The sequence below is a fragment of the Hydrocarboniphaga effusa AP103 genome (genome assembly GCF_000271305.1).
Taxonomy (GTDB): Bacteria; Pseudomonadota; Gammaproteobacteria; order Nevskiales; family Nevskiaceae; genus Hydrocarboniphaga; species Hydrocarboniphaga effusa.
Genome location: NZ_AKGD01000001.1, coordinates 1,284,222 through 1,308,467 on the forward strand (window position 1 = coordinate 1,284,222; position 24,246 = coordinate 1,308,467).

The window sequence follows — 24,246 nt, forward strand, 5'->3', positions numbered from 1 at the left end:
GCTCAGACGGCCTCGAGCTGTTCCATCGCCTCGAGCCAGCGCGCCTCGACGTCGGCGAGCTTGTCGCGCAACGTTTTCTGCTCATCGAGCAGCTTGTCGAGTTCCTTCTTGCGCGCGGCTTCATAAAGACCGGCGTCGCCGAGCGCGGCTTCGATCTGCTCGAGTCGCGCCTGCGCCTTGCCCATCTGCGATTCGAGCTTGCCGACCGCGTCGCGCAGCGCGCGCTGCTGTGCCTTGGCCGCGGCGTCGAGCACTTTTTCGGGCGCCTTGCCGCTGCCACCGTCGTTGCCGCGCGAGCCGAGCCACCTGGCATAGTCGTCGAGGTCGCCGTCGAAGGCTTCGCAGCGTCCGTCGGCGACGCGCCAGAGCGTGTCGCAGGTGCTCGCGACCAGGTGACGATCGTGCGAGACCAGCACCATCGCGCCCGCGAATTCCTGCAAGGCGAGTTCGAGCGCGTGGCGCATGTCGAGATCGAGATGGTTGGTCGGCTCGTCGAGCAGCAGCAGGTTCGGCTGCGGATAGACGACGAGCGCGAGCGCCAGCCGCGCTTTCTCGCCGCCCGAGAACGGTTCGATCGCTTCGTAGACGCGATCGCCACGGAAGTTGAAGCCGCCGAGGTAATCGCGCAGCGCCTGTTCGGTCGCGTCCTTGTCGATGCGCCGCAGATGCAGCAGCGGCGAGGCCTTCATGTCCAGCGATTCGAGCTGATGCTGCGCGAAGTAGCCGATCTTGAGTTCGGGCGACCGCTTGACCTCGCCCTGCATGGCCGCAAGGTCGCCGACGATGAGCTTGATCAGCGTGGACTTGCCAGCGCCGTTCGGGCCGAGCAGGCCGATGCGATCGCCCGGCTCCAGGCCGAGCTTGAGCCCCGACAGCTGCGGCTTGTCGCCGTAGCCGACCGCGACGCGATCGAGCCGCAGCATCGGGCTCGGCAGCTTGAGCGGGGCGCGGAAGCTGAAATTGAATTCGGAATCCGCATGCGCGGGCGCGGTGAGCTGGATGCGCTCGATCATCTTGAGGCGCGACTGCGCCTGCCGCGCCTTGGTCGCCTGCGCGCGGAAGCGATCGACGAAGGCCTGCAAGTGCGCAAGCTGGCGCTGCTGCTGCTCGCGCTGCGCGGTCTGCTGCGCGAGACGCTCGGCGCGCAGGCGCTCGAACTGGCTGTAGTTGCCGGAATAAAGCGTGGCGCTCTCGGCATGCAGATGCAGCGTGTGCGTGGTCACCGCGTCGAGGAATTCGCGATCGTGGCTGATGATGAACAGCGTGCCCGGGTAGCTGCGCAGCCAGTCCTGCAACCAGATCACGGTGTCGAGATCGAGATGGTTGGTCGGCTCGTCGAGCAGCAGCAGATCGGAGCGGCACATCAGCGCGCGCGCCAGGTTCAGGCGCATGCGCCAGCCGCCCGAGAAGCTCGCCACCGGCCGAGCCTGCGCCTCGTTGGCGAAGCCCAGGCCGTCGAGCAGCTTGGCCGCGCGCGAACGTGCCGCGTAGCCACCGATGGCGTTCAGGCGATCGTGCAGCTTGGCGATGCGCGCCGCGTCGTGCTTGGCCTCGGCCACCGCCAGATCGGCTTCGAGGCGGCGCAACTCGGTGTCGCCGTCGAGCACGAAGTCGATCGCCGGCATCGGCAGCGCGGGCGTTTCCTGCGCGACCCAGGCGATTTCGACCTGGCGGGGTAGCTGCACTTCGCCGAGGTCCGGCGAAAGCTCGCCGAGCACCATCGCGAACAGGCTCGACTTGCCGGTGCCGTTGCGTCCGACCAGACCCACGCGCCAGCCGGCATGCACCGTGAACGTGGCGTTTTCGAGCAGCTTGCGGGCCCCGCGGCGCAGGGTGACGTTGGAGAACGAGAGCATGGGGCGCGCAGTGTAATGTGCTTGGGTCACCGTTTGGATGCAGCTTCAAAACGATCCAACGATCTTCTGAAATATCCCTTAGCTGGCACGATGGCTGCGGTTATGCTGGCCACTACCCGAACCACTACCCAATTTTCGGAGCTGTGCATGTCCTCGCGTCGCCTGCGTCTGCTCGTCTGCGGTTTCGGCCTCGCCGGCATGGTCGGTTGCGCCGATGGCGGCCAGTCGATGAAAGGGGCGCTCGACGGCCTGGGCTCCGCGATCGGTTCGGTGATCCCGGGCACCGCCGGAGCCAGTCAGAGCGAGATTGCCGCGGCCCTGCGCCAGGCCCTGAACCAGGGCACCACGGCCGCGATCGGCCAGCTCGGCCGCACCGACGGCTTCTGGTCCGACCCGCGCGTGCGCGTGCCGCTGCCGGGCTTCATCTCCAAGTACGAGAGCACGGTGCGGGCGATCGGCTACGGCAGTACGCTCGACCAGTTCCAGCTCACCTTGAACCGGGCTGCCGAAAAGGCCGTTCCGCAGGTCACGAGTATTTTCGCGAACTCGATCTCGCAAATGACGCTGGCCGACGCCAAGCAGATCCTGCAGGGGCCGGACAACGCGGCGACCGAATTCTTCCGCCGCACCTCGACCAACGAGCTCTACGCCCGAATCCTGCCGATCGTCTCCGAGGCCACGGCCCAGGTCGGCGTGACCCAGCAGTACAAGAAGGTGGCGAGCAAGGCCGGGCCGATCCTGCGGCTCTCGGGCAGCACCCCGCCGACCGATCTCGACGATTACGTGGCCCAGCAGGCGCTCAACGGCCTGTTCACCAAGATCGCCGACGAGGAGGCGCGCATCCGCAAGGACCCTGCAGCACGCAGCACCGAACTGCTCAAGAAGGTGTTCGCCAAACAGTGAGCCCACTGCGGCCTCTCGCAGGGCGTGCCTAGACCGTCACCGGTGCGCGGATGAGGTGGAAGCGGCGCGTCCATCTCCACCCTGCCAGGGTGCGTCCTCCGGGCATCGCCCCAGCGCCTGCCCGTCCCTGCGCATTGACCAGTGGCGCGGGCCCTGGTCTGTGGTCCAATCCGCCGCATAAGCTGCGGCAAGGACGGAGGACCGCACATGCTCAACAACGCAATCCAGGCCATCGAGCAGGTGGGCATCGAAAAGGTGTTCCTGCTGCTGATGGCCCCGATCTTCCTGGTCTGCATGATCGCCGAGGCGATCGTGCTGCATCGCCGCCGGCAGCAGACCTATTCGGTGCACGAGACCGGCACCAACGTCGTGCTCGCGCTCTCGCACGCGGTGGCCGACGGCATTGCCTGGGCGCTGCTGATCGGCCTGTTCTACGTGGTCTACCAGCATCGGCTGTTCGACGTGCCGTTCAACGGCTGGACGCTGTTGCTGCTCGTGCTGCTGCAGGACTTCTTCTATTACTGGTTCCATCGCGGCAGCCATCGCATCCGCTGGATGTGGGCCAGCCACGTGACGCACCACAGCTCCGAGCGCATGAACCTGTCGACCGCGCTGCGCCAGAGCCTCACCTATCCGATCTCGGGCATGTGGCTGTTCTGGCTGCCGCTGGCCTTCATCGGCTTCAAGCCCGAGCACGTGATCCTGGTCGTCGCGATCAACCTCGGCTACCAGTTCTTCGTCCACACCGAAGTGGTGCGCAAGCTGCCGCGCTGGTTCGAGGCGGTGTTCAACACGCCTTCGCATCACCGCGTGCATCACGCGCGCAATCCGCAGTACATCGACCGCAACTACGCCGGCGTGCTGGTGATCTGGGACAAGCTGTTCGGCAGCTTCGTGCCCGAGGAAGCGCCCTGCGATTACGGCATCACAAGGCAGATTCACACGCGCAATCCGGTCACGATGATGTTCCACGAGTGGCGCGACATGTTCGCCGACGTCGCCCGCCCGGGCGCCTTGCGCGAGCGGCTCAAGCACCTGTGGGCGCCGCCCGAATGGGTGCGACCGCAGGCGGTGGATTCGCGCACGCCGACGACCGAGCTCAAGACGCAGAGCCCGTAAAGACCCGTTCCGGCCCTGCGCCGGAGTCGGTCGGCGAATCGCCCCATACGCAGGCGTGTGTCAAATCGGCCAATCCGGCACACTAGGCGCCTTCTTCACCAAAAGGGCGAGCGCCGATGCGGGATTCGGGACAACTACTGCAGCTCATCCACGAAGGCATGGTGAAGGCCGGCCTGGACGTCTCGGCCATCTACCAGCGCCTCGGCTACGACGCCGAGAAGCTGCCGCTGCGCGAGCTGCGCACCCCGCATCAGCAGCAGGCCTTCTTCTGGAGCACGGTCGAGTCGGTCACGCACGACCCCGAAGTCGGCCTGCACCTGTGCCCGCACCTGCCGGTGTTCCGCGGCGAGGTGCTCGAATACCTGATGTTCAGCAGCCGCACCTTCGCCGAAGGGCTCAAGCGCTCGCTGAAGTACCTGCGCCTGATCTCGGACGCATTGAGCATGCGCATCGTCAACGACGCGGCGGGCGCGCGCGTGGCGGTGATCGGCACCGCGGTCGATGCGCCGCAGCTGCGCCACACCGAAATCATCGTCGTCTACGAACTGATCCAGTTCGCGCGCGCGGTGACCGATGCGCAGTTCGCCCCGCAGCGCGTGCTGCTGCGCTGCAGCCAGCGCGCATCGGACGCGGCTTACGAGAAAGTGTTCGGCTGTCCGGTGACCTTCGGCGGTGGCGAAAGCGAAATCTGGTTCGACCCGGCGCTGCTCGACTACCGCTCGCCGCACTTCGATCCGGACCTGTTGCAGCTGCACGAAGGCCTGGCCGAGAAGCGGCTCATGAAACTCAAGCGCGAGGACCTCGTCGAGCGCATTCGCGGCGTGTTCGCGCAGCGCCTCGAACTCGAGAACTGCGATCTCGAAGAGGTGGCCAAGGAACTCGACATCGCCCCGCGCCGGCTGCGCTTCGAGCTCGCGCGCGCCGGCACGAGCTTCTCGCAGATTCTCGCGGACTTCCGCTTCTCGCTCGCCAAGCGCCTGCTCGCGCGCACCGACGAGGCGATCGAGAACATCGTCTATCTCACGGGATTTTCGGAGCCGAGCACCTTCTACCGCGCGTTCAAGCGCTGGTCCGGGCAGACGCCGGTGCAGTACCGCGAGAGCCGCCGCGCCCGCCGCAACGCGGCGATGGCCGGAGCGGAGGGTTCGAAGTCGTAGCCTGTCGGTGGGTTAGCCGCAGGCGCGCAACCCCACCGCCCGCGATTCAGACCTTGCGCATGAAGCGCTTGGTCAAGAAGGCGACGATCGCCTGATAGAAGCTCGGGAAGCAGCGCACCATCCAGTCGATCAGGTGCGCGTCCGGGCCGACCAGCACGCGGCGCGCATCGCGCTGCACGGCCTTGAGAATGGTCAGCGCGGCCGAGTCGGCGGTGGTGATGAACAGCTTTTCGAACTGCGCGGCGCCCTTGGTCGAATCCTTCACGAGCAGGCCTTCGATGTTGCGGTCGACGCGGCCGGCGCGTGCGATGTTGGTCTTGATGCCGCCCGGATGCACGCTCGTCGCGCTGACGCCGCAGCGCTGCAGATCGAGCTCCTGGCGCAGCGATTCGGTGAAGCCGCGAACCGCGAACTTGCTCGCGTTGTAGCCGCCCATGCCGGGCTGCGAGCACAGGCCGAACACGCTCGAGGTGTTGATCACATGGCCCTCGCCCGCCGCCTTCAGATACGGCATGAAAGCCTTGGTGCCGTAGACCACGCCCCAGAAATTGATGGCCATGATCCATTCGAAATCGTCGTAGCGGACGCCTTCCATGGTCGAAGACAGCGCCACGCCGGCATTGTTGAAGATCAGATTGACCTTGCCGTGCTCGGCCGCGGTGTCGTCCGCCCAGGACTGCATCGCGGCGCGGTCGGAGACATCGAGCGATCGGGTGGTCACGCGGACACCATAGGCACGGGCACGCTCGGCGGTGATCTCGAGTTCGGCCGCGTTGACGTCGCTGATCGCCACATGGCAACCGCGCTCGGCCAGGCGGATCGCGAGCTGCCGGCCCATGCCCGATGCGGCGCCCGTGATGGCCGCGACCTTGCCCGAAAAGTTCTTCATGATTCTCCCCGCCTGTGTTCTGATGGCAATCTGCCATTGATTGATGTCAACTTTGAATGTGACAACGACGGATGTCAATATTCCGGGCATGTCGAAACAAGCCGATTCCACGCCGCCGCCGAGCGGTCGCAGCTACCGCGGAACCAGCGCCGACCAGCGTCGCGACGAGCGTCGCCTGAAGCTCATCGAAGCCGGCATCAAGGTGATCGGGCGAGACGGTTACCGGGCGACGACGGTGCGCTCGGTCAGTGCCGAAGCCGGGCTCACCGAGCGCTATTTCTACGAGGCCTTCGGCGATCGCGAGGCTTTGCTCGGAGCGGTGTATTCGCATCTCGTCGAGCAGCTGCAGCAGCAGATCGCAGCCACGCTGATGACCTCGCGGCTGAAGAATCCCGAGGACATCGTGCGCCTGGGCCTGCACGAATTCTTCGCCGCCATGCGCGCCGATCCGAACGTCGCCCGCATCTTGCTGTTCGAGGTACTCGGCGTGAGCCCGGAAGTCACCCGGCTCACGCAGACCGCGATCGACGACTTCGCGCGCATCATCCGCACGATGGCTTTGGCTCTGCACGTGCGCATCGAGCCGCATGAGGAGCAGATGCTGACCGCGGGCCTGGTCGGCTCGGTGGTGTTCATCGCCATGACCTGGAGCCTGCAGGGCTACGAGCAGGCCATCGACGACGTGGTGTCCAGCGCCCTGACGATCTTTCGCGCGGTGCTGACCGCACGCGGTGCCGCCTAGCCGCTAGTTCAGCGGAGGCAGCGGCAGCGGTGTGGGCGCGGGAGCTTCGCCGCTGGCGCTGCGCTGCTTCTCGAACTCGTCGAGCACGTGCGCGAGGCGATCGCCCAGGTGCCGGTTCGCCGCGCGCTCCATCGCCCGCGCAACCTCGGAGTGCACCGCGGTTTCCACCAGCGGACGCAGGCGCCAGATGATGGCGCCGAGGTTTGGCGCCTCGGTGGCCGGCGGCAGGCCGGGGCCGTATCGCTCGAACAAGTGACGCTCGATGAGCTTGACCATCTGGTCCGACGCGGCCTCGACGTTCGCGCGCAGCTTGGCGAGCACGTCAAGCATGTCGTCGAGCGGAATGCCGATCTTCACGAGCTCGGCGCCGGCCTGCAGCAGGCGGGGGCTCGAACAGCGGAAGCGCACGCCGTCGAGTTCGAGGATGCCGAGCGACGAGGCCTGCGCGAGCCAGCGCGGGTCGAAGCGGCCGCCGAACAGCCCGATCAGTTCGGGCAGCGTGTACCAGGCCGGCTCCTCGTCGCCCCAGGGGCTCGCGACGGCCGATTCCAGGCCCAGCAGACCGGCCAGATCGCTGCCGCTTTCCCAGGCCGCGATGAGTTCGCCGATGCTCGCGAGCGTGTAACCGCGCGTGAGCAGCTGGCCGATGATGCGCAGCCGCGACAGATGTGCCTGACCGTACACGCCGATGCGGCCGCGTCGTTCGGGCGGTGGCAGCAGGCCGCGGTCCTGGTAGGCGCGCACGTTGCGCACCGTGGTGCTGGCGGCGCGGGCGAGTTCGTCGATCGAATATTCGGCGGCCTGCTGGGCGGCCGAGCGGGACTGGGGGTCGGAGCTGTTCTGGGAGGACGACATAAGGACGAAATCATACCGGCTCGCTGGCGGGTGTTGACGTACCAAAATGACTGTGACATTGTTTGATGGCACTATTTCATTGGAGCCGCGCCATGCAGCCTGTCCGCCGCGATCTCGACTTCGATCTGCCGAACCAGCTCAAGCCCGAAGACATCGGTCAGTGGCACCCGCTGGGTCCGCACGTCAGCCACTTCTTCAACGCACTCTCGCTGTTCTTCCCCGAGGGCGAGCGCTTTTTCATCCACAGCGTGCGCCAGTACCGCAGCCAGATCACCGATCCGGCCCTGCAGCAGGCGATCTCGGGCTTCATCGGCCAGGAAGCCATGCACGGCCGCGAGCATGTGGACTTCAACAAGCTCATGGATCAGGCCGGCCTGCCGGCCACGCAGCTCGACAAATTCGTCGGCCGCCTGCTGGAACGCGTGAAGGCGCGCATTCCGACGAGTTGGCAGCTCGGCGTGACTCTGGCGCTCGAACACTTCACCGCGATTCTCGCCAACGTGCTGCTGTCCAAGCCCGAAGTGCTGGCCGACGCCAACCCGCGCATGGCCGACCTCTGGCGCTGGCACGCGCTCGAGGAAACCGAGCACAAGGCCGTCGCCTACGACGTCTACGAACAGGTCTTCGGCCGCGGCTTCACCGCCTGGCTGCGCCGCTGCTTCCTGCTGGTGGCGACGACCTTCATCTTCCTGCCGCTGGTGTTCTTCTTCCACGTCAAGATCATCAAGGCCGATCCGAAGGCGCGCGGCCTGCGCGGCTGGGGGCGTCTGGTGAACTTCCTGTTCTTCAAGCCCGGCTCCCTGCGCGCGATCGTGCTGCCCTGGCTCGATTACTTCCGCCCGAGCTTCCACCCGTGGATGCACGACAACCGCCAGTACCTGACGCAGATCGACGGCCTGAACCGCGCTTACAACGCCGCGGCCTGACGGTCCCGCGCATAAGGAAAAGCCCCGCGAAAGCGGGGCTTTTTCGTTGCTCGCTCACGCCACGCGGGCGTCGCGCTACTTGAGCTCGGCCGAGCTCTTTCCGAGCAGCCGGCGCGAGACGATCAGCAGCTGGATCTGCTGCGTGCCTTCGAAGATGTCGAGAATCTTGGCGTCGCGCGCCCACTTCTCGAGCAGATCGTTCTCGCTGTAGCCGATCGCCCCGCAAATCTCGACGCACTTGAGCGCGACATCGACGCAGGTGCGCCCGGCCTTGGCCTTGGCCATCGAGGCCTGCAGCGAATTGGGCTTGCGGTTGTCGGCCATCCAGGCGGCCTGCAAGGTCAGCAGTCGCGCGGCCTCGTAGTCGGCTTCGAGTGCGAGCAGCGCTGCCGCAGCGGCGGATTGATTCAACGCCGGCTTGCTGTAATCGACTTCGACGCCGACGCGCTTGAGCTGCGCCCAGGTTTCTTCGAGACAGGCGCGCGTGAGCCCGATGGCCATCGAGGCCACCAGCGGCCGCGTGTTGTCGAAGGTCTGCATCACGCCCGCGAAGCCCTTTTCGACATTGACCTCCGGATCGCCGAGCAGGTTTTCTTTCGGCACGCGGCAATCCTTGAGCACGAAGGCCGCGGTGTCCGAAGCGCGGATGCCGAGCTTGTGTTCGAGCCGCACGAGTTCGAAACCCGGCGTGCCTTTTTCGACGACGAAGCTCTTGATCGCCGCGCGTCCCTTGCTGCGATCGAGCGTGGCCCAGACCACGACGAGATCAGCGCGGTCACCGCTGGTCACGTAGATCTTTTCGCCATTGAGCACGTAGTGATCGCCGTCGAGCACCGCGGTCGTGCGGATGTTCGCGGAATCCGAACCGCAGCCCGGCTCGGTGATCGCCATCGCCGCCCAGCGACCGGCGAAGCGCTGCAGCTGTTCTTCGTTGGCCACGCTGGCGATCGCCGAATTGCCGAGCCCCTGGCGCGGCATGGCCAGCAGCAGGCCGACGTCACCCCAGCACAGCTCCATGATGCCGAGACAGGTCGAGAGGTTCGACCCGTTGCGATTGCCTTCGTCGGCACTGGCCTCGCGACGCACGCCCGATGCGCCCGCGCCACCGCGCGCGCCGGCCTCTTCCATGCCGTCCATCAGCGAGGCGAGCATGTCGAGTTCTTTCGGGTACGCGTGCTCGGCGCGATCGTACTTGCGCGAATTGGCGCGGAAGATTTCGGTGGCGACGAGATGCGCCTGATCGGTCAGGACGCGGAATTTCTTCGGCGTTTCGAGGTTGATCATGTTCGAGTCCTCTAGACGAGCAAGGCGCCTTCCATGACGCCGATCGCACGCAGGTCGCGATACCAGCGCTCGACCGGATGCTCCTTGATGAAGCCGTGCCCGCCGAGCAGCTGCACGCCTTCGGAGCCGATCAGCATGCCCTTGTCGATGCAGGCGCGGCGCGCGAGCGCGACGGGTCGCATGAAGTCCGCGCCCTGCTCCGCCCGGCTCGCGGCGCGATACGTGAGCAGGCGCATGCCTTCGAGTTCGATGCCGACGTTGGCCACCGCGAACGCAACCGCCTGGCGATGGCTGATCGGCTCGCCGAAGGCGACGCGATCGTTGACGTAGGGAACCAGGTAATCGAGCACGGCCTGGCTCGTGCCGACCGCGAGCGCGCACCAGGCCAGGCGCGAGAGCGCGATGCATTCGGCGTAGACGGCGGCCGAGCCTTCGGCGATCAGGGCGTTCGTGGGCAGCTTCACGTTGCTCAAATCGAGCGTCGCCGTCGCTGCGGCGCGCAGGCCCATTCCGGGATCGGCCTTGGCGCTCAGGCCTTGCGCGCTGCTTTCGATGATGAACAGCGCCGGCGTTCCGTCGAGCTCCGCCGCGACGATGAACAGCTCGGCTTCGGCCGCACGCGGCACGAAGGCCTTGGTGCCGTCGAGCACGAAGCCACCGTCGCTGCGGCGCGCCTTGGTCGACAACGTGAACACATCGAACAAGGGCCGCGCTTCGAGCACCGCGAGCGCCGCGACCGGCGGCTTGTCGCCCGTGAACGCCGGCAGATACGCGGCTTGCTGCTGCGCATCGCCCCACAGCGTGAGCGCCGTGCTGACCGCGCTCGGTGCGAGGCAGGCCACCGCGAGACTCAGATCGCCTTGCGCGAGTGCTTCGCCGATGAGCACGTTGGTGAGCACCGAGCGTTCGCTGCCCGCGCCGCCAAGCGATTCCGGCACGCCGAGCAGCGAGAGGCCGAGATCGCCGGCCTGCACGAGCAGTTCGGCGGGCGCCTGCGCGTTGGTGTCCGCCGCTTGTGCAGCCGGCAGCAACTGTTCGATCGCGAAGCTGCGCGCCGCATCGCGCAGCATCTCCTGCTCTTCGCTGGGCGCAAGATCGAACAGCTCGGGCTTCGATGCTTTGGGCAAGCGCTGCGGACCGACGAGCTTTTGCGTGGCCTTGAACTGGCGTGCAGCGGCCATCGCGACCTGGAAGCCGGTCTTGCTCGCAGCGTGCAGGAATTTCTCGGCAGGCTTGCGCAGGCGGAGTCGATCGACGATCGCAAGCCCGGCGAAGCGATTCAATACCCGTAGCCCCAATCCCATCGCGTTTTGAGATGGGCTCCGACTCGCGTTCCGCATCTTCTTCTCCGTGAATCGAGTGCGAGCGATCTGATCGCGGCCCGGCTAAGCGGTCTTGCGGGCGATCTTTTTCTTCGGCGCTTCTTCGGAGACCTGCTGCATCACCGCATCGCGCGTGCGTTCGAGAAAGGTGTCGACCAGGGCGATGAACTTGCCCTGGATGAACGGCGGAGCCGCGAGCCGATAGATCAGCGGAACGGGCACGTCACGCAGCTCGCCCTTGACCTTGAAACGAACCTCGCTGCCACTGCCGCTTTCGCTCACGCGGAACACGCCGCTGATGTCCGCGTTGCCCTTGCCCGCGATCGGTGTCCACGACACTTCCTTGCCGTCGCCGCTGCGCTTGTAGTGCGCGCCGTAGGTCACGTCGTGCGCGATCTTGGCGATGCGCGAACCGATGGTGTTGAGCTCCCAGACGTACTGATCCGGGCCGATCCTGTTCAGTCGCTTGAGCTTCGGAAACCGGCCGATGGTGGCTTCCAGATCGTCGAACAGCTTGCGCACCTGCTCTGCCGGCAGCTCGACTTTGACGCTGCGTTCGACCTCGATATTGACTTTCACTTGACGCCTCTCCGCCGATGACGCGGCGAAGAGTCGCATGGCGATTTCACTGGAGCCTTGGCTGCGCCACCATACCGTGCGGCGGCGCAGTCAACCGCATCCCGAGGCTTGGTTCAGAGGCGAGCCTGCCCATTTTGTATCGTTACGAATGTGTCAGTCGTCAATGGTACGTAGCCATTCTGTTCGAGCACATAAAGCGGGTCTTTGACGCGCGATGGATCGAAACCCTCGCGCTTGAGATCGACCTTGCGATGCTTGAACGTCGAAGTCGTTTCTTGATCCTGTCGCAGCCGCAAAAACACCGGCACCGCGTATTGCGGCAACTTCTGGCGTAGCGCGCTCGCGAGCGCAACGCCATCGAAGCGGCCGCCGTTGACGCTCAGCGAGGCCATGCCGGCGCGACCGTCCATGCCCGGAATCTGAACACCGTAGACGACGGCTTCTTCGATATCGCCGCTCGCGCACAGGGCCGCTTCGACTTCGGTGGTCGCAACGTTCTCGCCTTTCCAACGAAAGGTGTCACCGACGCGATCGACGAACTGGATATGCTTGTAGCCCTGGTCGCGAACCAGGTCGCCCGAGTTGAACCAGCAATCGCCCTCAGCGAAGACATTGCGCAACAGCTTGGCTTCGCTGGCCTTGCGATCGGTGTATCCGTCGAACGGCGTCTTCTTGGTGACCTCGCCGATCAGCAAACCGACGCCGCCTTTGGCGACGCGCTTGAGCCGGCCTTGCGCATCGCGCGCGGGCGCTTCCTCCTCCGCATCGAATTCGACGATCGCGTGCGAGAGCGGACAGTAGCCGGCCGTGCGCTTGAGCCCCCAGGCATTCACGAACGCGAGGTTCGCCTCGCTCGCACCGTAGAATTCGACGATGCGATCGATGCCGAAGCGCTGCTGGAAATCATCCCAGATTTCGGGGCGCAGGCCATTGCCGACGATCACGCGCACCGCGTGATCGCGATCGCGTTCGCTGGCCGGGCGATTGAGCAGATAGCGGCAGAGCTCGCCGATGTAGCAGAAGCTCGTCGCCCGGTTCGCGCGGATCTCGTCCCAGAAGCGCGAAGCACTGAACCTGCGACCGAGTGCGAAGCCCGCGCCGTTGGCGAGCACCGCGCCCCAGGACACCGTCAGCGCGTTGTTGTGATACAGCGGCAGGCAGCAGTACAGCACGTCGTCGGAGCGCAGGCGCACGGCCGACTCGGACAGGCCCGCCATGCCGCGTATCCAGCGGAAATGCGTCATCACCGACGCTTTCGGCAGGCCCGTGGTGCCCGAGGTGAAGACGTAGAAGGCCGGCGACTTCAGCGGGATCCGCGCGGTCTGCGGCAGGTTCTCGGAGGAAGCCTTTTCGGCGAGCGGACGCAATGCGGTATAGCCTTCAGGCGCGCCGCCCTCTCCTTCCCAGAAGAAGGCCATCGCAGCATATCCCGGCGCGAACGTCGTACTCTCGATCGCCTCGCGACTTTCCTGTCCCACGACCATGAGCTTGGCCTGCGTGAGCTTGATGCTGTGCGATAGCACGTCACCGCGCTGCTGATGATTGAGCATGCCCGCGATGGCGCCGAGCTTGAGCACGGCCGCGACGACGATGAGCACTTCGGCGCGGTTCTCCATGAGAATCGCCACCGCATCGCCGGCGCGGATGCCCTGATCCTGCAGCACGCGCGCGATGCGATTGGCTTCGGCATTGAATTGCGCGTACGTCCATTGGCGGTCTTCGAAGCGCAGCGCAAGCGACTGCGGCCGGCGGCTCGCATGGGCTTCGATCAAAGCGCCGATCGAGCCGCGCCTGGCGGGCTTGAGCGTGGCCAGCCGCAACAGCCCGCGAGCCACCATCGGAAACTCGGGCAGCATGCGCACGGCGCTCCGGACCAGGTCCGAGAAGCGAACGCGATCGCTCGCGCTGTCGGTTGCGATAGCCGTCACTGCCTTGCTCATGTCTGTCCTCTACGCTCGGCTCTTCTGCAGAACGTCATCGATGTAATCCGCAACCTGTTTGAACTGCTCGGGTTCAGCCTCGGCAGGGTCTGCCTGATCGCCATGCGGATCGTCTTGATGGTGCTGCGGATGCCCAGATCGATCATGCCGCGCGAGGCCAGGCCGAGCTTGAAAGCCTCGGCCGGGCGCCTGAAGTTATAACGCGGCACATCGTCGGCCAGCTCGCTGATGAGCTCGCCGACCTGGTCGGCCCGGTCCATCGTGAGTTCGCCGCTGCGCAGGCGGCGCGGGAGTTCTTCGGCACGTTCGCCGAGAGCGTCGGAAAGGGGCACGGACAGTCGGTAGGCCATAACCGGCCGATGGTAAGCGGCCAACCGTGACGGGCATAGGCGCGGTTCGGCCAACGGCGGCTGGCGAGCCGGTCAAGGCGGCGCCAGGAACTGGGCACTGAAGTTAACTGCCCGGCTGCCGATAGCCTGCAGACCGGAGCCAACCACCCGCCGACGCCGTGCCCCACGCCTCCCCCGACCGCCCGCCCGACGTGAGCGCCGACGCCCAGCGTCGCGCCGCCTTTCGCGTCCCGGTACCGGACCCGAACTGGATCGCAGCGACCCTGCTCGGAGACGACGGCCAGGCGGCCGGTGCGATCGTGCTCGATCTCTCGCGCATCGGCCTGTCGGCGCGGCTGTCGGGCGAGATCGAACTGCCGCGCGGCACTCGGCTGCGCTGCCGGCTGGTGCTCGAGGACGCCCCGATTGAAACCGAGGTCACCGTGCGCCATTGCGGAAACACATCGGACTCGACGCGACTGGGAATGGAGTTCACCGCGCTGTCGCCGCTGCACGATTCGGCGATCAGCCGGGCGGTGTTCCGCTTGCAACGTTATCTGCTGCGCCGCAAACGAGGACGGCCAGGGCTGCTGCGCTGAAACCCTGTGACGGCTTAGGCGGCTACGCCGTTGAGCCAGTCCTCCGCGAGCGCAGCGCGCCCGAGCGCCGCCTGCAGATGCGCGGCGATGCGCTGCTCCAGCCACCAGTCGAGCTGCCCCCGGCGCCCGAGCCCGACGAAGCCGACGTGCCCGCCGCTCGCCGAGACTTCGAGCGTCACTTGCGGAGCGAGCGCGCTGGCCGCCGGAACGCAGCCCGGGCTCATGAATGGGTCGTCCTCGGCCTGCACGATCAGCGTCGGCACGCGGATGTCGTGGACGATGGCACCGCAGCTCGTGCGCTCGTAATAGTCGATCGCGTTGCGAAAGCCGTTGAGCGGGGCGGTGAAGGCGTCGTCGAATTCGAAGAAGCTGCGCGCCGACAGCGCCTGCCGCACGTCAACCGAATCCGGCAGCGGCCCGGCTGCGAGCTTGCGTCGCACGATCTGCCGCAGGCCCGCCAGCAGGTGATGCTGGTAGACGCGCGCGAACCCTCGATTCATGTGCTCGGCGCAATCGCGCAGCTTGAACGGAACGCTCGCCGCCACCGCCAGCGAGACCGGCGCATGGGCGCCTTCCTCGTGCAAGGCGCGCAGCAGCAGATTGCCACCGAGCGACCAGCCGACCGCCGCGATCGGCGTCTGCGGCTCCAGGGCGCGCAAGCGATGCCAGAGCCAGCGCAGATCGACGGTGTCGCCATGGTGATAACTGCGCGGCAGCTTGTTGGGCTGCTCGCCGCCGCCGCGAAGCTGCAGCAGCGCTACGCGCCAGCCGAACGCCGCGAGCAAGCGCGCCAAGCCGCGCAGATACTGCGATTCGAAGCCTCCGCCGAGTCCGTGGACCAGCGTGGCGATCGGCCCGCCGAGGTTGTGCTCGCCAATCCAGCCGATGTCGACGAAATCGTCGTCGGGCGTCTCGAGGCGCTCGATGCGCATCGCGAGTTCGACCCGCGGGCGGATGAAGGCCGGCGCGATGGTTTGCAGATGCGCGCCCGGCAATAGCGGGTGCGGCTTGAAACGGCTCGCCACGACGAGGCCGTGCGCGCGGGCGGAGAATGAAGAGTCGGCAGCGATCATGGTTCCGCCAGCCTAAAGCAAATGCCCGAAAGCCCGCTTCCGCCGCCGCGAACAGAAAGAGCCGAAGCTTGCGCTCCGGCTCTCTCGTTCCACAGACCCAAAAAGAGGCTTAAGCAGCCTTCTTGGCCGCCTTTTTGGTGGCCTTTTTCGCGGTGGTCTTACGCGGAGCCGCGGTCTTCTTGGCTTCGCCATCGACCGTGGCGAAGCTGCTCTTGACGAGCTTGACGAGCTTGTCGCTGGTCTTGCTCACAAGCACGACGCTGTCGTTATAGGCCGAGAGCACGCGCTCGCGACCGTCCGGCAGATACTCGATCGGCGAGGCGGCGACGGCCTTGATACCGGCGGTCTTGGCCTTTTCGAAGCTGCCCTGCACGGCGGCGAACAGATCCTTGCCGGCCTCGATCTGGGTGTGCACGAGCGACTGCACGCCGTCGACGACGATCGGAGTGGCTTTCTTGAAGGTATCGACCGACACCGTAACGACCTGCTGGCCCTTGGCCACGTAGGGTTCAACGCGGCCTTTGACATCGTGGACAATCGCCTGGACGCTCATCGCAAAACTCCTTCGGTAAAGCCGCGCCCAATGGGCAGACGGCACACGGTTGTATGAAAGTGGTTTGAGGGACCGCTCGGCGCTACATTGAGCCCGAGCCCCTTGTTGCACTGCAACAAGGCATGGCCGAAATTTATTTGTGCAATGCAACAAAGTCAAGCGGCGGATAGAAACCGTTCGTCCGAAGGAGCCGGAGAACATGCAGGGATGAACAAGGCGCTGATCAATCGGCTCAAGGCCAAGCTCTGGGAGGAGCAGGCGGCGCTGACCCGCTCCCAACGCATGCTCGTGCGGGTGGGCCGCTACGTCTTCGCAATCGTGCGCGACCTCGCCGACGGCCAGCTTTCGCTGCGGGCCGTCAGCTTGGTCTACACCACCTTGCTGTCGGTGGTCCCACTGCTGGCGCTGGGTTTTTCGGTGCTCAAGGCGCTCGGGGCTCACAACAGCCTGGAGCCCGTGCTGATCGAGTTCCTGCGCCCGCTCGGGCCGCGCGGAACCGAAATCGCGACCAACGTCGTGGCTTTCGTCGAGAAAATCCAGGTCGGCGTACTCGGCTCGGTCGGTGTGGCGCTGCTGTTCTACACCGCGATTTCGCTGATCCAGAAAGTGGAGACCAGCTTCAACTACATCTGGCGCATCGAGCGCTCGCGGCCGATCGCCCAGCGCATCGGCGAATACTTCGGCGTGCTGATGGTCGGGCCGGTGCTGGTATTTTCGGCACTCGGGCTCACAGCGACCATCCTCAACAGCACGCTGGTGTCGCAGATCGCGATGATCGAGCCCTTCGGCGGGCTTATCTACCTGGTCGGGCGGCTGATTCCGTACGTGATCATCGTCGGGCTTTTCAGCTTCATGTATCTGTTCCTGGTCAACACACGCGTGCAATGGAAGGCCGCGCTGATCGGCGGGATCGCGGCCGGCCTGCTGTGGCAGACCAGCAGCGTGCTGTTCGCCTCCTTCGTCGCCAACGCCGGCAACTACAACGCGATCTACTCCGGCTTCGCGATCGTGATTTTTCTGCTGATCTGGCTGCATGTCGGCTGGCTGATCCTGCTGATCGGCTGCCAGCTCGCGTTCTACGTGCAGAACCCGCGGCATCTCGCGCCCGCCGTGCGCCAGCAGCAGATGGCCTCGCGTGACATCGAGTTCCTGAGCCTGATGATCATGACGCTGGTGGCCGAGCGCTTCGCCAAGGGCAAACCCGGCCTGACACAGGACGACCTGATCGAGGCCATCGATGCTCCACCCGAACACGTCACCCATGTGACCGAAATGCTGATCGACGCCGGCTATCTCGCCGAAGCCGGAAGCTCGCGCAGTCTGCTGCTGCCGGCCCGCGATCTCGACTCGATCCGCCTCGGTGCGCTCTGGCGCACGGTGCGCTGCGGAGCCGACCGCCCGCGCCCGCACGGCTCGCTCGCGCACCGGGTTTCGGACCTGCTCGACAAGGCCGAGGCGAGCTTCGACGCCGAAGCCGGCGACCGCAATCTGCGCAGCTGGCTCGACCCGCACTGATTCCCATGCCTCGCCCATGCACCGCGAGGCCACGCCAGCGCTGTCCGCAAGCCAATTGGTGTTCACGCTCGGTTCTTCTATGATCGGCGAATCTCGACCTTCGACAGCGTATGGACTGATCGAAGTTCGATCTCGAACAACCACATAGAAGCCCCACGGGCACAGGACACGCGATGATGGAGAACACCGCCCCCCCCGCAGCCCAGGATCGCATCTGGCTCAAGAATTACGCGCCCGGCGTTCCTGCCGACATCGATCTGAACACCTATCAGTCGGTCGTCGACATCCTCGAGCAGGCTTGCGGTCGCTTCCGCGACGTCACCGCCTTCGAGTGCATGGGCGTGAGCATGAGCTTCGACGAGCTCGACAAGCTCAGCCAGGATTTCGCGAGCTATCTGCAGAACGTGCTCGGGCTCAACGCGGGCGATCGCGTCGCCATCATGATGCCCAACACGCTGCAGTATCCGGTGGCGATGTTCGGCGTGCTGCGTGCCGGTCTGGTCGTCGTCAACGTCAACCCGCTCTACACCGCACGCGAGCTAGAGCACCAGCTCAACGACAGCGGCGCGCGCGCGATCGTGATCGTCGAAAACTTCTGCACCACGCTGCAGAAAGTGCTCGGCAACACCAAGGTCGAAACCGTCGTCACCACTCAGCTCGGTGATCTGGCGCCGTTCCCGAAGTCGGTGATCATGAACTTCGTGGTCAAGCGCGTGAAGAAGATGGTGCCGGACTGGGACATCCCGGGCACGGTGCCGTTCAAGAAGGCGCTCTCGCTCGGCCGCTCGCAGCCCTTCCATCGCATCAGGCTCACGCACGAAGACACCGCGTTCCTGCAGTACACCGGAGGCACCACGGGCGTCTCGAAGGGCGCGCAGCTGCTGCACAAGAACATCGTCGGCAACGTCCTGCAGGCCCGCGCATGGCTCACCGGCCATATCACCGAGGGCAAGGAAATCATCATCACGCCGCTGCCGCTCTACCACATCTTCGCACTCACGGCGAACTGCCTCGTGTTCCTGTCGATCGGCGCCAAGAATGTGCTGATTCCGAACCCGCGCGACCTGCCCGGCTTCGTCAAGGAGCTCAAGAAGCATCGCTTCACCGCGTTCACCGGCGTCAACACGCTGTTCAACGGCCTGCTCAACACACCGGGCTTCGGCGAACTCGATTTCTCGGGTCTGCGCTGTACGCTCGGGGGCGGCGCCGCGGTGCAGCAGGCGGTCGCCGAGAAGTGGTCCAAGGTCACCGGCAAGCCGCTGTCCGAAGCCTATGGCCTCACCGAGACTTCGCCGGGCGTCTGCATCAACCCGCTCAACAAACCGGACTGGAACGGCACCATCGGCCTGCCGATCAGCTCGACCTACGTGGTGTTCCGCGACGACGACAACAACGACGTTCCGCTCGGCCAACCCGGCGAGCTCTGCGTGAAGGGCCCGCAGGTCATGGCCGGTTACTGGAATCGCCCTGAGGAAACCGCCAAGGTGATGACGTCCGATGGCTTCCTGCGTACCGGCGATATCGGGACGATCGATGCCGAAGGCTTCGTGCGCATCGTCGATCGCAAGAAGGACATGATCATCGTCTCGGGCTTCAACGTGTTTCCGAACGAGATCGAAGACATCGTCGCCAAGCACGAGGGCGTGCTCGAAGTGGCCTGCGTCGGCATTCCGGACGACAAGACCGGCGAGGCGGTGAAGATCGTCGTGGTTAAGAAAGACCCGGGGTTGACGGCCGAAGCCTTGCGCAACCACTGCAAGCAGAACATGACCGGCTACAAGGTGCCGAAGATCATCGAGTTCCGCAACGAGCTGCCGAAATCGCCGATCGGCAAGATCCTGCGCAAGGAGCTGCGAGGCAAGGCGGCGTAAGTTCCACACGCATCGCAGTAACGAAAAAGCCGGCACAGATGCCGGCTTTTTCGTTACTGCGTCGAGCCGAAGGAATCAGTTGCGCTCGGGCAGCGTGATGCTCATGGCGAGCACTTCGTCGCCGTCCTCGCGCTTGACGTCGACATGCACGGCCGAGTCGTCGACCGGCACGTATTTGCGCACGACCGCGAGCAACTCCTCACGCAGGCGGGTGAGATATTCTGGTCCGTTCGCGCGACCCGCACGCTGATGCGAGACGACCACGAGCAGCCTTTCCTTGGCCGTTTGAGCCGTGGCTTTCTGCTCACTGCGGAACAGCTTCATCCAATCGATGGCCATAGTCGGATCAGCCTCCGAACAGTTTGCTGAGCAGGCCTTTCTTCTCTGCCGTGATGAAACGATGCGGGCGGTCTTCGCCGAGAAAGCGGGCGACCAGATCGTCGTAAGCCTGGCCGGCATCGGTGGCCTTGTCGTTGATGACCGGCGACCCCGAGTTGGAGGCCGACAGCACGCTGGACGATTCGGGGATCACGCCAAGCACCGGAATCGCGAGGATGTCCTTGACGTCCTCGATCGACAGCATCTCGCCCTTCTGCACGCGCAGCGGGTTGTAGCGCGTGAGCACCAGATGCTCCTTGACGCGGCCTTCGCCGCTCTCGACCTTCTTGGTCTTGCTCGACAGCAGGCCGAGCACGCGATCGGAGTCGCGCACCGAAGAGACTTCGGGATTGGTCACGACCAGGGCTTCGTCGGCGAAGTACATCGCCAGATGCGCACCGCGCTCGATGCCGGCAGGCGAGTCGCAGACGATGTAGTCGAACTCCTTGGCAAGTTCGTTGAGCACCTTTTCGACCCCTTCTTCGGAGAGCGCATCCTTGTCGCGCGTCTGGCTCGCGGCCAGCACGAACAGGTTGTCGTAGGTCTTGTCCTTGATGAGCGCCTGGCGCAGGTTGGCCTCGCCGTGGATCACGTTGACGAAGTCGAACACCACGCGGCGCTCGCAACCCATGATGAGGTCGAGGTTGCGCAGGCCGACGTCGAAGTCGATGACCACGGTCTTCTTGCCGCGAGCCGCGAGGCCGGTGGAGAACGAAGCGCTCGTCGTGGTCTTGCCGACGCCGCCCTTGCCTGATGTCACTACGACGATTTTCGCCACTGCTGTCTTCCGTATTCTTGATTGTCTTGGTGAGCTGCGCTTGCAATCAAGCGTCTAGGCGCTCGATCCGCAGCTTGCCCTGTTCGAGCCAGGCCTGCACGGCGTGGCCTCGCAGAGCGCCTTGTATCTGGTCCGCCACTGCATAGACGCCGGCGACGGCGAGCAGATCGGCTTCCATCTTCTTGCAGAATATGCGCGCCGTTTCGTCTCCGCGAGCCCCGGCGATGGCCCGGCCGCGCAACAGGCCGTACACGTGGATGCAGCCGTCGGCGATGATTTCGGCGCCCGGGCTCACCGGCTGGGTCACGATCAGGTCAGCCCCTTCCACGTAGATCTGCTGCCCCGAGCGCACCGGCTCGGTGATGATGCGCGTGGACCGGCGCACTGGCATTACCGGCGGCGGCTCGGGCGCAGGGGGGGGGGGCGGCGGTGCGGCTTCGGCCGGCTTGGGTGCGGCGGCGCGGGCGTCGGTGAGCATGTCGGCCGGCAGCACCGGCAGGCCGCACAGGCGCGCGTCGTTGGCCAGAGCCCCTTCCATCGCCGCGATCGGTTGCATGCCGAGCCGCCGCATGGACTGCAGAACGCCGACGAGCTCGACGGGCTTGTCGCTTTCCAGGATGACGGGCATGCCGTCGATGGCCCCCGACATCTGGCGGGCGAAGTTCTTGAGCTGCGCTTCGATGGCGGGCAAGTCCGGCTCGATGACGCGGACTCGGGTCAAGGACAGCATACGGCCCTTGAACTCCAGAGCAGGCTTGGCTTTGGACATGGGTGTGGTCGAGGGAACAGCGTGCAGTCTAGCATTGGCGTCCGCAGCTGCCTTCCCCGCCCTGTCCGGCGGCCGACGTGGACGGTCGTGCCGACGCCCATCCTTCGCGTTTCGTGGCCTATGTTTTGCTACTGCTTCCTGTTAGCGTAACCCGCATCCCCTATTCCAAAAACGAACGGCCACCCCTCGGGAGACCATGGCAATCGATTGGCGGCAGTACCGTTGCGAGAACTTCTACGACGAGCTGTTCGAGTCGCCGGGTAAGGCCCGTCCCGCCGCCCGCACGCTGGCCGACTATCTCGACGACCTCACCGAACCCGAACTGGCCGAACGCCGCCTGGCCGCCGAACTGGCGATCAAGGTCATGGGCATCAGTTTCACGGTGTATTCCGAGGGCAAGAACGTCGACCGCGCCTGGCCGTTCGACATCATCCCGCGCATCATCCCGCTGTCCGAATGGCAGAAGACCGAAGCCGGCCTCAAGCAGCGCGTGCATGCGCTGAACCTGTTCATTCAAGACCTCTACAACGAGCAGAAGATCATCAAGGACGGCGTATTTCCGGCCGACCTGCTCAATGAATCGGTCAACTTCCGCAAGCAATGCGTCGGCGTGAAGCCGGCCAATGGCGTCTGGGCGCACATCTGCGGCAGCGACCTCGTGCGCGACAAGGACGGCACCATGTACGTGCTCGAGGACAACCTGCGCGTACCGTCAGGCGTCTCGTACATGGTCGAGAACCGGCTCGTCACCAAGCGTGTGTTCCCCGAACTGTTCGAGGCGCAGACGATCTTGCCGGTCGACGAATACCCGGCCCAGCTCTACGACACGCTCTGTGCGATCTCGCCGCGCCCGCTCGACCAGCCCAACGTGGTGCTGCTGACGCCGGGCATCTTCAACTCGGCTTATTTCGAGCACGCGTATCTGGCGCAGCAGATGGGCATCGAGCTCGTCGAGGGCAGCGACCTGTTCGTCGCCGATGACGACTGCGTCTACATGCGCACGATCCACGGGCCCAAGCGCGTCGACGTGATCTATCGCCGCATCGACGATCTGTTCCTCGATCCGGAGGCCTTCAATCCGGATTCGATCCTCGGCGTCAAGGGCCTCATGCGCTCGTGGATCAGCAACAAGGTGGCGCTCGCCAACTGCCCGGGCGCCGGCGTGGCGGACGACAAGGTCGTCTACGCTTTCGTGCCGAAGATGATCAAGTACTACCTCGATCAGGATCCGATCATCCCGAACGTGCCGAGCTATCTGTGCATGGACCCGAAGGATCGCAGCTACGTGCTCGCCAACATCGACAAGCTCGTAGTGAAGCCGGCGAACGAATCGGGCGGCTACGGCATGCTGATCGGCCCGCGCGCGAGCAAGGAAGAGCACGACAAGTTCCGCAAGCTCATCGAAGCCAACCCGCGCAACTACATGGCCCAGCCGACGCTCGCGCTGTCGACCGCGCCGACGCTCATGGAGGACGGCACGGTGGAGCCGCGGCATCTCGACCTGCGTCCGTTCATCCTCTCGCGCGGCGACATCGACTCGACCTACGTGACCATGGGCGGCCTCACGCGCGTGGCGATGGTGCGCGGCTCGCTCGTCGTCAATTCGAGCCAGGGCGGCGGTGCGAAGGACACCTGGATCGTCGATACCGACGACGGCCTGTCGCAGAGCCAGACACTCGGTGGCATGAGCCAGTCGCAAAGCTTCGGCAGCAACTCGCCGAAGGATTCGGCTAAGGAAGAAGGCTGATGCTCTCGCGCGTCGCCAGCAACATCTATTGGCTCGGCCGCTACCTGCAGCGCGCCGAGAACACCGCCCGCCTCGTCAACGTCAATTCACTGCTGCTGCTCGACCTGCCGCGCGGCATTCCGTTCGGCTGGCAGCCGCTGATCCAGATCGTCGGCGCCGACGATCTGTATCGCTCGATCTACGGCGAGGACTACAGCGAGCTCAACGTCGTACGCTTCCTGCTGCTCGACCAGCGCAACCCGGGCTCGATCCACAGCTCACTGCACACGGCGCGCGAAATCATCCGCACCGTACGCGACGCGATGCCGCGCGAGGTCTGGGAAAAGCTCAACGATCTGCACTACTTCGTGATCGGCCAGGGCGAAGGCGCACTGACGCGCTCGCGGCGCGGCGCGTTCCTGCAGCGCGTGATCGACAACACCATGCTCGTGTACTCCGTGCTGACGATGAACATGAGCCAGGACGTCGGCTTCCAGTTCCTGCGCATCGGCACCAATCTGGAGCAGGCCGACATGACCACGCGCATTCTCGACGTGCGCTCGGTCTCGCTGATCGACCCGACCGGCCGGCCCGAGCAGCTCGCCCCGCTCTACAACATCCAATGGATGAGCGTGCTGCGCTCGCTGACCGCGTACCAGATGTACCGCCGCCACGTGCGTGCGCGCGTCAATCGCACCGGCGTTCTGCGCTTCCTGCTGCAGAACCGCGAGTTCCCGCGCTCAGTCATGTTCTGCCTGTCGACGATCGCGATGACGCGCTCCCACCTGCCCGAGAGCCGCAGCGTCGAACGCACGCTCTGGCGCGTTCGCGCCCTGGTGCAGGACGCCAATGTCGACAAGCTCGTCGAAACGGGCCTGCACGAGCTGCTCGACGAGATTCAGCTCGGCCTGAGCGATCTCCACGAAGCAGTTACTCAATCGTTCTTCCGGGTCGAATAGCCGATTCGCGGGGACGGGACTCGAGCGACTCCTCGGAAATCATTTGGCATAAAAAATCACACCGAAGTCTCCGGTATGCCATTTGTCCGGGTTACACTCGGCCGATTCCGCATGAGAGGCAATA

At 65.2% G+C, this 24,246-nt stretch carries 23 protein-coding genes; 10 read left to right on the plus strand and 13 right to left on the minus strand.

What is annotated here, in order from left to right:
• Positions 1 to 2: 2 nt before the first annotated feature.
• Positions 3 to 1,856: an ATP-binding cassette domain-containing protein gene (locus WQQ_RS05620; RefSeq protein WP_007184119.1), complete on the minus strand. Its 1,854-nt coding sequence runs from the start codon at positions 1,854 to 1,856 to the stop codon at positions 3 to 5.
• 147 nt (positions 1,857 to 2,003) lie between these two features.
• Between WQQ_RS05620 and WQQ_RS05625 the strand changes: the two genes are divergently transcribed.
• The 3 genes from WQQ_RS05625 (at position 2,004) to WQQ_RS05635 (ending at position 5,035) form a co-directional block, all read left to right on the plus strand.
• On the plus strand, positions 2,004 to 2,759 hold the full coding sequence (locus tag WQQ_RS05625) for a DUF4197 domain-containing protein (protein ID WP_007184120.1): 756 nt from the start codon (positions 2,004 to 2,006) through the stop codon (positions 2,757 to 2,759).
• Positions 2,760 to 2,966: 207 nt separating this feature from the next.
• Positions 2,967 to 3,878: a sterol desaturase family protein gene (locus WQQ_RS05630; protein WP_007184121.1), complete on the plus strand. Its 912-nt coding sequence runs from the start codon at positions 2,967 to 2,969 to the stop codon at positions 3,876 to 3,878.
• Between the two features lie 116 nt (positions 3,879 to 3,994).
• Entirely contained in the window at positions 3,995 to 5,035 is a 1,041-nt protein-coding gene (locus WQQ_RS05635) for an AraC family transcriptional regulator (RefSeq protein ID WP_007184122.1), read from the plus strand.
• A gap of 46 nt (positions 5,036 to 5,081) precedes the next feature.
• Here WQQ_RS05635 and WQQ_RS05640 read toward each other — a convergent pair whose 3' ends face one another.
• The gene (locus WQQ_RS05640) at positions 5,082 to 5,924 is read right to left on the minus strand and encodes an SDR family NAD(P)-dependent oxidoreductase (protein WP_007184123.1); all 843 of its coding nucleotides are present in this window, start codon (positions 5,922 to 5,924) and stop codon (positions 5,082 to 5,084) included.
• A gap of 88 nt (positions 5,925 to 6,012) precedes the next feature.
• Here WQQ_RS05640 and WQQ_RS05645 point away from each other — a divergent pair, with 88 nt between their 5' ends.
• Entirely contained in the window at positions 6,013 to 6,666 is a 654-nt protein-coding gene (locus WQQ_RS05645; protein WP_050997578.1) for a TetR/AcrR family transcriptional regulator, read from the plus strand.
• A gap of 3 nt (positions 6,667 to 6,669) precedes the next feature.
• On the opposite strand, the gene WQQ_RS05650 is transcribed toward WQQ_RS05645, so the two are convergent.
• The gene (locus WQQ_RS05650) at positions 6,670 to 7,521 is read right to left on the minus strand and encodes a MerR family transcriptional regulator (protein WP_007184125.1); all 852 of its coding nucleotides are present in this window, start codon (positions 7,519 to 7,521) and stop codon (positions 6,670 to 6,672) included.
• A gap of 92 nt (positions 7,522 to 7,613) precedes the next feature.
• Between WQQ_RS05650 and WQQ_RS05655 the strand changes: the two genes are divergently transcribed.
• Positions 7,614 to 8,447: a metal-dependent hydrolase gene (locus WQQ_RS05655; protein WP_007184126.1), complete on the plus strand. Its 834-nt coding sequence runs from the start codon at positions 7,614 to 7,616 to the stop codon at positions 8,445 to 8,447.
• Between the two features lie 75 nt (positions 8,448 to 8,522).
• Here the strand turns inward: WQQ_RS05655 and WQQ_RS05660 are convergent, their stop codons facing one another.
• From WQQ_RS05660 to WQQ_RS05680, 5 genes are all read right to left on the minus strand, one after another.
• Positions 8,523 to 9,731 (minus strand): acyl-CoA dehydrogenase family protein, encoded by a 1,209-nt coding sequence (locus WQQ_RS05660; RefSeq protein WP_007184127.1) that lies wholly within the window; start codon positions 9,729 to 9,731, stop codon positions 8,523 to 8,525.
• Between the two features lie 11 nt (positions 9,732 to 9,742).
• Positions 9,743 to 11,035, minus strand: coding sequence for an acyl-CoA dehydrogenase family protein (locus WQQ_RS05665; RefSeq protein WP_040453065.1), 1,293 nt, complete (start codon positions 11,033 to 11,035; stop codon positions 9,743 to 9,745).
• An 81-nt stretch (positions 11,036 to 11,116) separates the two neighbouring features.
• Positions 11,117 to 11,632 carry an SRPBCC family protein gene (locus tag WQQ_RS05670; protein ID WP_007184129.1) on the minus strand — a complete coding sequence of 172 codons (516 nt, stop codon included), beginning with the start codon at positions 11,630 to 11,632 and terminating at the stop codon, positions 11,117 to 11,119.
• A 113-nt stretch (positions 11,633 to 11,745) separates the two neighbouring features.
• Positions 11,746 to 13,572, minus strand: coding sequence for a long-chain-acyl-CoA synthetase (locus tag WQQ_RS05675; RefSeq protein ID WP_083844437.1), 1,827 nt, complete (start codon positions 13,570 to 13,572; stop codon positions 11,746 to 11,748).
• The gene (locus WQQ_RS05680; RefSeq protein ID WP_007184131.1) at positions 13,569 to 13,904 is read right to left on the minus strand and encodes a hypothetical protein; all 336 of its coding nucleotides are present in this window, start codon (positions 13,902 to 13,904) and stop codon (positions 13,569 to 13,571) included. Before WQQ_RS05680 ends, WQQ_RS05675 begins: the two co-directional genes overlap by 4 nt.
• A gap of 176 nt (positions 13,905 to 14,080) precedes the next feature.
• Here WQQ_RS05680 and WQQ_RS05685 point away from each other — a divergent pair, with 176 nt between their 5' ends.
• On the plus strand, positions 14,081 to 14,500 hold the full coding sequence (locus WQQ_RS05685; protein WP_083844438.1) for a flagellar brake protein: 420 nt from the start codon (positions 14,081 to 14,083) through the stop codon (positions 14,498 to 14,500).
• Positions 14,501 to 14,514: 14 nt separating this feature from the next.
• Here WQQ_RS05685 and WQQ_RS05690 read toward each other — a convergent pair whose 3' ends face one another.
• On the minus strand, positions 14,515 to 15,573 hold the full coding sequence (locus WQQ_RS05690) for a hydrolase (protein ID WP_007184133.1): 1,059 nt from the start codon (positions 15,571 to 15,573) through the stop codon (positions 14,515 to 14,517).
• Between the two features lie 109 nt (positions 15,574 to 15,682).
• Positions 15,683 to 16,126, minus strand: coding sequence for a phasin family protein (locus WQQ_RS05695; RefSeq protein ID WP_007184134.1), 444 nt, complete (start codon positions 16,124 to 16,126; stop codon positions 15,683 to 15,685).
• A gap of 207 nt (positions 16,127 to 16,333) precedes the next feature.
• Between WQQ_RS05695 and WQQ_RS05700 the strand changes: the two genes are divergently transcribed.
• Complete coding sequence (locus tag WQQ_RS05700; protein ID WP_007184135.1) at positions 16,334 to 17,641, plus strand: YihY/virulence factor BrkB family protein; 1,308 nt, start codon at positions 16,334 to 16,336, stop codon at positions 17,639 to 17,641.
• A gap of 173 nt (positions 17,642 to 17,814) precedes the next feature.
• Positions 17,815 to 19,512: an AMP-binding protein gene (locus WQQ_RS05705; protein WP_007184136.1), complete on the plus strand. Its 1,698-nt coding sequence runs from the start codon at positions 17,815 to 17,817 to the stop codon at positions 19,510 to 19,512.
• A 75-nt stretch (positions 19,513 to 19,587) separates the two neighbouring features.
• Here WQQ_RS05705 and minE read toward each other — a convergent pair whose 3' ends face one another.
• The 3 genes from minE to minC are packed head-to-tail and all read right to left on the minus strand — an operon-like array spanning position 19,588 to position 21,437.
• Positions 19,588 to 19,851 carry a cell division topological specificity factor MinE gene (gene minE, locus WQQ_RS05710; protein WP_007184137.1) on the minus strand — a complete coding sequence of 88 codons (264 nt, stop codon included), beginning with the start codon at positions 19,849 to 19,851 and terminating at the stop codon, positions 19,588 to 19,590.
• A gap of 7 nt (positions 19,852 to 19,858) precedes the next feature.
• On the minus strand, positions 19,859 to 20,668 hold the full coding sequence (gene minD / locus WQQ_RS05715; RefSeq protein WP_007184138.1) for a septum site-determining protein MinD: 810 nt from the start codon (positions 20,666 to 20,668) through the stop codon (positions 19,859 to 19,861).
• 46 nt (positions 20,669 to 20,714) lie between these two features.
• Positions 20,715 to 21,437: a septum site-determining protein MinC gene (minC, locus tag WQQ_RS05720; RefSeq protein ID WP_007184139.1), complete on the minus strand. Its 723-nt coding sequence runs from the start codon at positions 21,435 to 21,437 to the stop codon at positions 20,715 to 20,717.
• Between the two features lie 196 nt (positions 21,438 to 21,633).
• Between minC and WQQ_RS05725 the strand changes: the two genes are divergently transcribed.
• Together WQQ_RS05725 and WQQ_RS05730 are read left to right on the plus strand one after the other, a co-directional pair.
• Complete coding sequence (locus WQQ_RS05725) at positions 21,634 to 23,184, plus strand: circularly permuted type 2 ATP-grasp protein (protein WP_007184140.1); 1,551 nt, start codon at positions 21,634 to 21,636, stop codon at positions 23,182 to 23,184.
• On the plus strand, positions 23,184 to 24,122 hold the full coding sequence (locus WQQ_RS05730; protein WP_007184141.1) for an alpha-E domain-containing protein: 939 nt from the start codon (positions 23,184 to 23,186) through the stop codon (positions 24,120 to 24,122). The genes WQQ_RS05725 and WQQ_RS05730 overlap by 1 nt, the downstream gene beginning before the upstream one ends.
• Positions 24,123 to 24,246 lie beyond the last annotated feature (124 nt).